Source organism: Kitasatospora sp. NPDC008050 (assembly GCF_042957465.1).
GTDB lineage: Bacteria > Actinomycetota > Actinomycetes > Streptomycetales > Streptomycetaceae > Kitasatospora.
This window is the reverse complement of record NZ_JBIBIJ010000010.1, coordinates 134,738-145,763: the sequence shown is the minus strand read 5'-3', so window position 1 is coordinate 145,763 and position 11,026 is coordinate 134,738. Positions and strand designations below refer to the sequence as shown.

Below are 11,026 nucleotides of genomic sequence, written 5' to 3'. Positions count from 1 at the left end.
GGGCCGCGCCCACCTGCTCGTCGACCGCCCGCTGGCCCGCCCCCTGGGGGCGATCAGCGCCGCCGGGGGGGGGCGGGCCCACCGCTTTCCCGAACACGGGGGGCGCCCGCGGGGGGGGGCCCCCTGCCGGTCGGCTACTTCTAGTCGGCTACTTCCGGCCGTGCCAGTCGAACCGGTACGCCCGGTAGGTGTTCACCCCCGTCGGGAACGCGGCGTTGAAGAGCAGTTCGCCGGACCGGCCGAACTCGGAGACGTAGGGCAGGGATCCCCAGCCCACCACGAGGTCGCCACTGCGGAGCGTCTGCGCATTGCCCTGCGAGGAGGCGCTCAGCCCGGCCGGCTGGTCGACGGACTTCACCAGGGTCGCCCGGTGCGTGCGCTGGTCCAGACGGACCGTGACCACGCGGCTGTACGGCAGCTCGGAGACGGCACCGGCCCCGGTGTTGGCGACGCCCGCCGACTCGTTGTCGAAGAAGGTGTAGAGGCCGTTGCCGAGCGGCTGCGGGTCGTGCTGCCAGGAGAAGATGGTCCCGGCGCTGTTCAGCTTCTGGCCGGGGGCTGCCGCCAATTCGAACGAGCTTGCCTTGCCGCCGAGTTGCCAGCTGATCCGGCCGGTGTGCCGGGGCACCTGGTAGGTGGTCCAGGTGTTGCGCGCGTCCAGCAGCAGGTCGCCGTTGGTGTCCAGCTTGACGGCGTTGAGGTGGAACCAGTCCCACGGTGTGCTCGACGAGGACGGCAGCGGCTGCTCGCTCTGCGCGTACGGCACGTGGTCGGCGCTGTTCCACTCGAAGAGCACCTTGCCGGTGCGGATGTCGACCTCCTGCACGATCCCGTCGATCACCTTCTGGTCGGCGCGGCCGCCGATCGAGGTGAGGTTCGCGGTCGCCTCGGTGTAGGAGATGATCAGCGCGGTGTTCTGCGGGGTGATCAGGAACTCGTGGCCGTCGGCGGAGTAGCCGTTCCCGGCCTTGACCTCGCCGATCTTCTGGTAGTGGTCGTTGTAGATGACATCGACACCGCTGGCCAGCCCGCCCAGGTTGGTGCCCTGCCACCAGGTCAGCACCGGCTTGCCCTGGTAGGTCTGCTTGCGGAAGTCGGCGGCCTGCAGGCCGGCCGGTACCGCGTGGGACCAGACGGTCCGTCGGCCGTCCGGGCTGAGGATCTCCACGCCGCTGGCGTAGGTGCTGGTGGCAGAGGTCGGCGAGAGGAAGAGGTCTCCGCCGGTGCTCCCCGCCTTGTCGGTCAGCACGGTCACCGGCGGCAGCGGCAGGGTGCCCGGTGTCGCGGCCGGTGTCGCTCCTGCTGTCGTGGCCGCGGCGCCGGCCACCGGCAGTGCGGCCAGGAAGGTGGCGGTCGTGGCCAGCGCCAGGGCGCGCGCGGTCCAGGTGTGCTTTCGCATGGTGGTCCTTCGTCAATCACTGGAGAGCGAAGTCGAGTTCAGGGAGGTTGGGCAGCCCGGGGCGTGTCGGCACGGGGCTGCACGGGGCTGCACGGGGCTGCACGGGTCGGCACGGCTCAGGGCCGGCGACCGGGCGGACGGGCGCAGGGGTGGCGGGGCAGCCCGGCCGGCGCGTCAGGAGCGGCGGGGTGCTCGCGGGGTGGTGGCGCTCAGCAGGCGCGACAGGCAGCGGAACAGACTCGCAGGAGGTCGATGTGACCGCGAGTCGTCAGGGTGAGGGCAGGCCGCTGCATGCGGGGGAAGTTAGTCGGACCGCGCGTCGGGTGTCAACGTCCGCCCGCATCGTGGGCCCTGGCGTCCAGGGGGTGCGGTGGTGCTGCGGCGGCGTCAGCGGTTGAGGTAGGCGAGCACCGCGAGCACCCGCCGGTTGTCGTCGTCCGAGGGCTGCAGGCCCAGCCGCAGGAAGATCGACGCGGTGTGCTTGGCCACCGCCCGTTCAGTGATCACCAACTGCTGGGCCACGGCGGCGTTGGAGCGGCCCTCCGCCATCAGGCCGAGCACCTCGCGCTCCCGCGGAGTGAGCGAAGCCACCGCGCTGTTGCCGGAGTTGCGGGTGAGCAGGCGGGAGATCACCTCCGGGTCCATCGCGGTGCCGCCGTTCGCCACCCGGCGCACGGCGTCGACGAACTGGTTGCTGTCCATCACCCGGTCCTTCAGCAGGTACCCGATCCCGCCGGTTCCATCGGCCAACAGCTCCCTGGCGTACAGCTGTTCCACGTACTGCGACAGCACCAGGACCGGCAGGCCGGGGGTTTGCCGCCGCGCCTGAAGGGCCGCGCGCAGACCCTCGTCCGTGAAGGTCGGCGGCAGCCGGACGTCCACGACCAGGACGTCCGGCTTCTCGGCGGCCACTGCGGCGAGCAACTCAGGCCCGGTTTCCACGGCCTGAGCGACCGTCACTCCATGGGCCTGGAGCATCCGGGTCAGGCCGTCCCTCAGGAGGAAGAGGTCTTCGGCGATGACAACGCGCACGGGATCTCCAGTGAGGTAATGGTCGGGCCGCCGGGCGGGCTACTGACGGCGAGCACGCCGTCGAACGCGGCCAGCCGCCGCTCCAGGCCGCGCAGTCCGGTTCCGCGGGACGGGTCGGCACCGCCGCGGCCGTCGTCGACGACGCCGATCCTGAGCGCATCGCCAGTATGGCCGATCTCGATCCAGACCCGGCGGGCACCCGCGTGCTTGGAGGCGTTGGCCAGCAGCTCGTTCACGGCGAAGTAGGCCGCCGACTCCACCGGCACCGGCGCCCGGGCCGGCAGGGTGCCGGACAGCTCGGCGACCAGCGGCAGGTCCAGGGCCAGGGCGCGCACCGCGTCCACCAGGCCCCGGTCGGCCAGGACGGGCGGGTGGATGCCCCGGACCAGGTCGCGCAGTTCGCCCAGGGCCTTGACCGAGGACTGCTTGGCCTCGGTCAGCAGCGCCCGCGCGGCCGCCGGGTTGGATTCGAAGAGCTGTTCGGCGGCGTTCAGCGTCATGCCCATCGCCACCAGCCGGGCCTGGGCGCCGTCGTGCAGGTCGCGTTCGATCCGGCGCATCTCGGCCGCGCCGCTGTCGATGGTGTTGGACCGGGTGATCGCCAAGTGGTCGACCCGCTGTATCAGTTGGGCCTCCCGGGTGGGCCCCAGCAGTCGGCTCGCCAGGTTGCCGTAGCCGGTCAGCAGGCGGGGTGCGGCCCGCAGCAGGGCGGCGGATTCCAGCAGGCAGAACAGCACGGCCAGGCTGATTCCGCCCGCGCCCGGGGGTGTGTGCTCGATCAGCAGGTAGTCGAGGGCGTAGACCGGCAGCGCCGAGGCCGGGAGCAACAGCAGGAGCAGGACGAAGCCGGCGACCGCGTTGAGCCCGGTCCACAGCAGGTCGCGCCAGGTCGCCGGGTCCCCCAGCAGCCAGCCGACCCGCTGTCCGAAGGTGGTCTGATCACCCGTCGGCGCCGGCCGGTACGGATCGGCCACCGCCACCGCGCACCACTGCCCGAGCAGCCGCCTGGTGTGCCGTACCACCCAGCGCACGCGTGGTACCAGCAGGCTGAGCAGCACCAGGCCCAGCAACGCCCAGACGTGGTACGGGCCGTGCGTGGTGATGGCGCTGGTGCCGTCGTCCAGGAACATCTTTGCCACGCAGACCATCGCCAGCGGCGGGATCGCGCCGGCCGACGACACCGCGCACAGCGCCGCCCCGCGGCCGATCGCCGACACCCCGCTGCCGATCCAGCCGAACGGCCGCTGCCGTCGGGCCGGGCGGGCCGGTGCTGTCTCCATAGCGCTCACTGCTGGTCCTCCTCCCCTGGGATCACTTCCGGCGTCAGTCTTCCGGACTCGCGGCGCCCGCACAGGGGTGCTGGACCCCGAACCCTGGGGTGTACTCAGGTACACCCCAGGACACCGCTCAGCCGTATGTCCCCGCCGGGTGCCCGTTCACTAGCGTGGTTGCCGTTCGTCAGACCGATCCGCGGCGGACGCCGATCCGTGGCGGACGCCGAGCCGTGGAGGGACACCATGACCACACCGATCATCGAGATCCGCGACGTGAGCAAGACCTACGACACCGGGCGCCCCGCCCTGGCCGAGCTGAACCTGGAGGTCCGTGCGGGCGAGGCGCCGGCCGTGCTCGGCCGCTCGGGCAGCGGGAGGTACGCTGCTCAACCTGATCGCCGGGCTGGACCGGCCGACCGGGAGCACGGTCATGGTGGGTGGCGGGCTGGTCATCGCCACCCTGGGCGCCCTGCTCCCCGCCACCTGGGCCGCCCGCACCAGCACGGCGACGGCGCTGCGTACGGAGTAGCGGGCGCGGTCAGCCCGCCTTCCCGCAATCTCAGCCCTGGTAGGGCCGGTCGGCGCGGGCCGCCCGCAGCGCCCGTCCCCACCAGGTCAGTTGACCGAGCATGCCCTTGGCCGCGCCCTCGCTCACGGCCGTGTCGCGCGGTGTGCCGTCCTCGGTGAGCCCCGACCACGGCCCGTGCAAGCTGACCGAGTCGCGCACCGTCATGGCGTGCAACTCGGCGAAGATCAGCCGCAGCTGCTCGACCGCGCGAAGGCCGCCGCCGAGTCCGCCGTAGGAGACGAAGCCGACCGGCTTGGCCTGCCACTGCGCGTGGTGCCAGTCGATGAGGTTCTTCAGGGCGGCCGGGAAGCTGTGGTTGTACTCGGGGGTGACGACCACGAAGGCGTCGGCGGCGGCCAGTCGCGGCGACACCCCGGCCAGCGCGGCCTCGGCCTCGGGGCTCGCCGTGCCGCCCCAGCCGGGCATGACCAGCGGCAGTTGGACGTCCGCGAGATCGATGACGTCCAGTTCCAGGCCCTCGTCGCCGGTGGCGGTGGTGAGGAACCAGTCGGCGACGGCGCGGCCGTGGCGCCCCTCGCGGACGCTGCCGATGATCACGGCGATGCGCAGGGGAGCGTCCTGGGCGGCGGGCAGGGCTTCGGCGGCGGCAGGCATGGCGGTGTCCCCTCGGGTGGCGGGTCGGCCGCTTGGTGCGGCCCCCTGTCCGGTAAACTACAACGACCGTTGTAGAAATTACAACGACCGTTATAGAAGGTTCAGTGTTGCGGAAGGAAGCGCGTGTGAGCGGCGGCAGCGGAGCCACGGACGGAGTCGGGGGAGAAGCCCGGATGGAGGGCGCCGGGGGCCGGATCCCGCCCCGGAAGCAGGAGAAGCGCAACGCGATCGCGAGCGCCTCCCGCGCCGTCTTCGGTCGCGAGGGCTATGCGCGCGCCTCGGTCGACGCGCTCGCGGCCGCGGCCGGCGTCTCGACGCGCACCCTCTACAACCACTTCCCTGGCGGTAAGGCCGAACTCTTCCGCGCGGTGGTCACCTGGACCTCGGGCGAGGTGCGCGACGCCCATCTCGCCCCGATCCGCGCCCTGTTGGACCCCGCGCGCCCGCCCCGCGCGGAGGACCTCGAACGTGACCTGGTCGCCCTGGCCCGTGCCTTCGTCGGCCTGATGGCCGACTGCCCGGACCACTTCGCGCTCGTCCGCCACATCCACGCCGAGGCCGACCACGTTCCCCCCGAGCTCCTCGAAGCCTGGCGGGACGCGGGCCCCGGCCCCGTCGGCCGCGCCCTCGCCGACGCGATGGCCGGCCTCGCCGAAGCAGGCCTGATCGACGTCCACGGGGACCCGGCTCTGACGGGCAGCCACTTCACGGCCCTGGTCACGCACTCGATCGTGCAGCTCTCGCATTACGGCGTCCGCCCTCTGCCCGAGGAGCAGAACGACCACCTGATCACCGGCGGCGTCGCAGCCTTCCTGCGGGCGTACCGGAGGCGCTGAGCAGCGGCGATACCCATGCGGACGGTGCGATGCCGACTTGGTCCTGGTCCGCGGCGCGGGGCGCGTGATGGGCTGGCGGCATGATCGAGACCGTGACTCCGACCGGTGCGGTAGCACTGGTGACCGGAGCGAACAGAGGCATCGGGTTCCAGGTAGCCCGCCAACTGGCCGAGCGTGGCCTGACCGTGGTGATCGGCGCCCGCGACCCCGAGCGCGGCCGCGCCGCCGCCCGGGCGATACGGGCCGCCGGGGCCGACGCACACCCGGTGACGCTGGACGTCACCGACCCGGCGACCGTGCGCCGGGCCGTGGGGTGGATCGATGAACGGTTCGGGCGGCTGGACGTGTTGGTCAACAACGCGGGAACGGCCGATGATCCGGGACACCGGCCCAGCGCGGCGGACCTCGACCTGGTCCGCGAGGTCTTCGAGACCAACGTCCTCGGCGTGCTGACCGTCACCAACGCGATGCTCCCGCTGATGTACCGGTCGGCCGCCCCGCGCATCGTCAACGTGTCCAGCGGCATGGGCTCGCTGACCATCCAGAGCTCTCCGGAGAGCTACCTCGCGAAGGTGCCGGCCGCTGCCGCCTACCCGGCCTCCAAGTCCGCGCTCAACGCGCTGACCATCCAGTACGCCAAGGAGCTGCGGCCGCACGGCTTCCTCGTCAACGCCGTGACGCCCGGTGCGTGCGACACCGACCTGACCAAGGAGCTGCAGGAGGCCGGCTTCACGATCACCCGGACGGCCGCCCAGGGAGCGGCCGTTGTCGTCCGCCTGGCCACCCTGGGCCCGGACGGACCGACCAGCGGCTTCTTCGACGAGGACGGTCCGGTGCCCTGGTGACGGTGGCGACGGGACGCCGCAGCTGAGCCGTGACGGGCGATCAGCGCGGCGGGCTAGTGTGCCCGGCATGGATCTGCGTCGCCTGCGGTACTTCGTGGCCGTGGCCGAGGAACTGCACTTCGGTCGCGCGGCGGCCCGGCTGCACATGTCGCAGCCGCCGCTGAGCCGGCGGATCCGCGAGCTGGAGGACTCGCTGGGCACCCGGCTGTTCGACCGCTCGGCCCAGGGCGTGCGGCTGACCGCCGCAGGGACGGTGCTGCTGGCCGAGGCCCGGGAACTGCTGGAGGCGGCGGAGCGGGCGAGCGAACGCGTGCGGCAGACCGCCGGACTGCGCACCATCGTGGTGGGCACGGTGGCCGGGGCCGGCCGTGGTCTGGGCCCGCGCGCCGCCGAGGCCTTCCGGCGCAGCCACCCGAACGCGCTGGTGCGGCTGCGGGAGACCGGGATCAGCGATCCGACCGCGGGGCTGCGGGCCGGCACGGTGGACGTCGCGCTGACCCGGCTGCCCTTCGACACCGCGGGGCTGGCCGTCCGGGTGCTGGCGAACGAGCCGGTGGTCGCGGTGGTGCCCGCCGGGGACCACCTGGCGCGCCGGGAGAGCGTGGCGGTGGCCGAACTCGCGGACCGGCCGTGGATGCGGCTGCCGCAGGATGCGGACCCGGCCTGGCGGCGCTACTGGCTCGGCCAGGCGGGGCGCGGCGCCGCCGCCTCGTCCTCCTCCTCCGCTGCACCGGCGACGGGATCTCCTCAGGCACCCGACTGCGGGGGCCCGGTGGTCCGCGCGGTGGCCGAGTGCCTGCACGCCGTGGTCTGGCAGGGCGCGGTCGGCATCCTCCCGGCCGGCGCGGCCCGCCACCACCGCACCGAGGGCGTGGCCTTCGTCCCGCTCGCCGACTACCCGCCCAGCCGCGTGGTCCTTGCCTGGCCCGCCGCCAACCCCGACCCCGCCATCGCCGCCTTCGTCGAGGCCGCAGCCGCCTCGGCCTGAGTGGGGCGGGGGCAGGGGCGGGGGCCTGCGGTCTTGGCGGCGCCTTGACGTCCAGGCTCTTGACGACAGCGCGTCGATCGGACCCGATGCCGGCTCGCGGCCGCGTCGGCGGGCCTGTCACCCCGCTGAGCTGGGCTCTGCCGCGCCACCCGTCCTGGGCCGGTGCTTCGGCGGTTCGTGGAAGTCTTGACGGCATCCTGATGCCCGGGCTCTTGAGATTACCGGCCCCGGCTGGTCGACGGCCTCGGGTCTGGGCCTACGATGCCCCGCATGCCTTCGCGAATAGGAATCATCAAACGGCTGCTGGTCGGCCAGCCGATGCACAACGAGATGCTCGGCGAGGCGACCCTGTCGAAGAAGATCGCGCTGCCGGTGTTCGCCTCCGACGCGCTCTCCTCGGTCGCCTACGCGACCGAGGAGATCCTGCTCGTGCTGTCGGCCGGGGGCGTGGCCATGTTCCACTTCACCTGGTGGATCGCCGCGGCCGTCGGTCTGCTGATGCTGGTCGTGGTGGCCTCGTACCGGCAGAACGTGCACGCCTACCCCTCGGGCGGCGGCGACTACGAGGTGGCCACCACCAACCTCGGTGCGAAGGCCGGTCTGACCGTCGCCAGCGCGCTGATGGTCGACTACATCCTCACCGTCGCGGTCTCGGTCTCCTCCGGGGTCGCCAACCTCGCCTCCGCATTCCCGGCCCTCAACAGCCACGTCGTGCTGATCTCGGTGCTGGTCATCGCGGTGATCACGCTGCTCAACCTGCGCGGCGTCCGGGAGTCGGGCGCGGCCTTCGCCGTCCCGACCTACTGCTTCATCGTCTCGATCGTCGCGATGATCGGGTGGGGCGTCTTCAAGATGGCCACCGGGCACCCGCTGCACGCCGAGAGCGAGCACTACCAGATCAAGGCCACCGGCACCTTCGGCGGCTTCGGCCTGATCTTCCTGCTGCTGCGCGCCTTCGCCTCCGGCTGCACCGCGCTGACCGGCGTCGAGGCGATCAGCAACGGCGTGCCCGCCTTCAAGGCGCCGAAGAGCAAGAACGCCGCCACCACGCTCGCGCTGCTCGGCGCCATCGCCGTGTCGATGTTCGCCGGTGTCACCGCGCTCGCGCTGGCCGGCCACGTGCACGCGGCCGACGCCGCCGACCTGATCGGTGTGCCGGCCGGCCAGACCCCGCGCACGGTGATCGCCCAGGTCGCCCGTTCCGTCTTCGGGGACGCCTCACCGCTCTTCTACGTCCTGCAGTTCGTCACCGCGATCATCCTGGTGCTGGCCGCGAACACCGCCTTCAACGGCTTCCCGGTGCTCGCCTCGATCCTCGCGAAGGACGGCTACCTGCCGCGCCAGCTGCACACCCGCGGCGACCGGCTCGCCTTCTCGAACGGCATCATGCTGCTCTCCGGTGCCGCGATCCTGCTGGTCGTCGCGTTCCAGGCCTCCCCGACCCGGTTGATCCAGCTCTACATCGTCGGCGTCTTCGTCTCCTTCGTCTGCAGCCAGACCGGCATGATCCGGCACTGGAACCGCAAGCTGAGGACCGAGACCAACCCGGCCGCCCGCCGCCACATGATCCGCTCGCGGGCCATCAACGCCGTCGGTGCCGGCTTCACCGGGGTGGTCCTGGCGATCGTCCTGACCACCAAGTTCGCCAAGGGCGCCTGGATCGTCGTGGTCGCCATGCCGCTGATCTGGCTGATCATGCGGGGCATCCAGCGCCACTACGCCGCGGTCGCCGCCGAACTGGCCCCGCCGGACGACCTCAAGGTCACCCCGCCCACCAACAACCACTCGATCGTCCTGGTCTCCAAGCTCCACCTGCCGACCATCCGGGCCCTCGGCTACGCCAGCACCACCCGGCCCACCTACCTGGAGGCCGTCACCGTCGACCTCGACCCGGTCGACACCGAGACGCTCAAGCGCGAGTGGCACGCCCGCGAGATCACCACCCCGCTGACCGTCATCGCCTCCCCCTACCGGGAGATCACCAGCCCGGTCGTCGACTACGTCAAGCGGCTGCGCAGCGAGAAGCCCAACGACATCGTCACGGTCTACATCCCGGAGTACGTGCTCGGGCACTGGTGGGAGCAGATCCTGCACAACCAGTCGGCGCTGCGCCTCAAGGGCCGGCTGCTCTTCCAGCGCCGCGTCGTCGTCGCCAGCGTCCCCTACCAACTGCACTCCGCCGCCGCCCGCGAGGCATGACCGGCCCAAGGAGCAAGGAGAGCTGAGCGATCCGCGTCGTCATCCCGCACCAGCGGCACCGACGGCGCGGTCCCGCGCCCGCCGGGCCGTGCCCAGGGCCGGCGCCATCTACAACCCCGGCTACGAACTCCGCGCCCCCGGCCCGGCCTGACGCCCCGGGAACAACCGGTAGCCGCCGCCGTCCCCTTCGCAAGAGCCGGGGACGGAACCGGGCCTCACCTGCGACGGATACGACGATGGCCCGGACCGCTGAACGGTCCGGGCCATCTGCCGGCGGAGGATACGAGATTCGAACTCGTGAGGGGTTGCCCCCAACACGCTTTCCAACTGTCCGTCCAGCCGTTCAGGGGTGAGCGTGGGTGTCCTGACCTGCGGTAGAGCAGATCGACGGCCGGGGTCCGAACGGCACTGGACGAGGGTGAATGCAACCAGAACTGCAACCACGATGCACCCGTGATCTGCGGTGTCACGGCCGCATGGTCACAGGATCAGGGTCCTCATCCTTCGCGAGTCGTGGAGTGGATCCAGCAACGTTCACTTGCCGGCTTCCGGTCCGTACCACTGGAGGGCCTGGCCGGTGACGTTCGCGATGCACTCGAAGTCGCGGTCTCGGTGCAGGAGGGTCAGGCCCTGCAGTTCGGCTGTGGCGGCGACGATCAGGTCGACGGCCCCGGCGCTGCGATGCTGGCCTCGTCTGGTCAGCAAGTCCTGGACCTGCCAGGCGCGGTCGTAGGCACGGTCATCGACCGGTACCCAGCCGAACAGCAACCGCATGTCCTCGATCCCCTGAGCGCGGTCCGCGGCCGTGCGTGCGCTGTAGAAGAACTCAAGTTCGGTGATGGGGCAGGTGGCGATCAAGCCGGCCGCTGCGGCCTGGTCCCAGCCGTACTGCTCGGCGTCGCCGCGCATGAAACGCGCGAGCGCGCTGGTGTCGATCAGGAATTGCGCCGCGTTCACCGACGGTAGTTCCTCTTGTCTTCGAAGATCTCAAGGTCGAAGGCCCCGGCATCGGCCGCGGCGCGCAGCCGTGTGAGGGCGAGGGCTCGCCGTCTGTTCTCCAGTACCTCGCGAAGAGCGGTGTTGACTGTCTCCTTCTTGGTGCTGGTACCGAGAGCCTGAGCCACGTCGGCGAGCAACTCGTCGTCCAGATCGATCACGGTCCGGCTCATGCGGCACACCTCCTGATATCAACTCGCGTCGTAAGTATATCTCTCGATGCATCACGTGGGGAGGGGTGCCGCATGCGCGATGCCAGCCAGTGCAGACAGGT

At 71.5% G+C, this 11,026-nt stretch carries 10 protein-coding genes; 4 read left to right on the top strand and 6 right to left on the bottom strand.

The window, feature by feature from the left end; genetic code table 11:
* Nucleotides 1–148 precede the first annotated feature (148 nt).
* From ACFZB9_RS21140 to ACFZB9_RS21125, 4 genes are all read right to left on the bottom strand, one after another.
* Nucleotides 149–1,399, bottom strand: coding sequence for an arylsulfotransferase family protein (locus tag ACFZB9_RS21140; RefSeq protein WP_391449258.1), 1,251 nt, complete (start codon nt 1,397–1,399; stop codon nt 149–151).
* A 387-nt stretch (nt 1,400–1,786) separates the two neighbouring features.
* Nucleotides 1,787–2,431: a response regulator gene (locus tag ACFZB9_RS21135; protein WP_391449256.1), complete on the bottom strand. Its 645-nt coding sequence runs from the start codon at nt 2,429–2,431 to the stop codon at nt 1,787–1,789.
* On the bottom strand, nt 2,395–3,711 hold the full coding sequence (locus ACFZB9_RS21130) for a histidine kinase (RefSeq protein ID WP_391449254.1): 1,317 nt from the start codon (nt 3,709–3,711) through the stop codon (nt 2,395–2,397). The genes ACFZB9_RS21135 and ACFZB9_RS21130 overlap by 37 nt, the downstream gene beginning before the upstream one ends.
* Nucleotides 3,712–4,264: 553 nt before the next feature.
* Nucleotides 4,265–4,888 carry an NADPH-dependent FMN reductase gene (locus ACFZB9_RS21125; protein ID WP_391449252.1) on the bottom strand — a complete coding sequence of 208 codons (624 nt, stop codon included), beginning with the start codon at nt 4,886–4,888 and terminating at the stop codon, nt 4,265–4,267.
* A 173-nt stretch (nt 4,889–5,061) separates the two neighbouring features.
* Here ACFZB9_RS21125 and ACFZB9_RS21120 point away from each other — a divergent pair, with 173 nt between their 5' ends.
* From ACFZB9_RS21120 to ACFZB9_RS21105, 4 genes are all read left to right on the top strand, one after another.
* The gene (locus ACFZB9_RS21120) at nt 5,062–5,724 is read left to right on the top strand and encodes a TetR/AcrR family transcriptional regulator (protein ID WP_391449250.1); all 663 of its coding nucleotides are present in this window, start codon (nt 5,062–5,064) and stop codon (nt 5,722–5,724) included.
* Between the two features lie 80 nt (nt 5,725–5,804).
* Nucleotides 5,805–6,569, top strand: coding sequence for an SDR family NAD(P)-dependent oxidoreductase (locus tag ACFZB9_RS21115; protein ID WP_391449248.1), 765 nt, complete (start codon nt 5,805–5,807; stop codon nt 6,567–6,569).
* Nucleotides 6,570–6,636: 67 nt separating this feature from the next.
* A complete protein-coding gene (locus ACFZB9_RS21110; RefSeq protein WP_391449247.1) occupies nt 6,637–7,557 on the top strand; it encodes a LysR substrate-binding domain-containing protein in 921 nt (306 codons plus the stop codon).
* 270 nt (nt 7,558–7,827) lie between these two features.
* Entirely contained in the window at nt 7,828–9,756 is a 1,929-nt protein-coding gene (locus tag ACFZB9_RS21105) for an APC family permease (RefSeq protein WP_391449245.1), read from the top strand.
* Nucleotides 9,757–10,290: 534 nt separating this feature from the next.
* On the opposite strand, the gene ACFZB9_RS21100 is transcribed toward ACFZB9_RS21105, so the two are convergent.
* Nucleotides 10,291–10,713, bottom strand: a complete 423-nt coding sequence (locus ACFZB9_RS21100; RefSeq protein WP_391449244.1) for a PIN domain nuclease — start codon at nt 10,711–10,713, stop codon at nt 10,291–10,293.
* Nucleotides 10,710–10,925 (bottom strand): type II toxin-antitoxin system VapB family antitoxin, encoded by a 216-nt coding sequence (locus ACFZB9_RS21095; RefSeq protein WP_280695502.1) that lies wholly within the window; start codon nt 10,923–10,925, stop codon nt 10,710–10,712. Before ACFZB9_RS21095 ends, ACFZB9_RS21100 begins: the two co-directional genes overlap by 4 nt.
* Between the last annotated feature and the right edge of the window lie 101 nt (nt 10,926–11,026).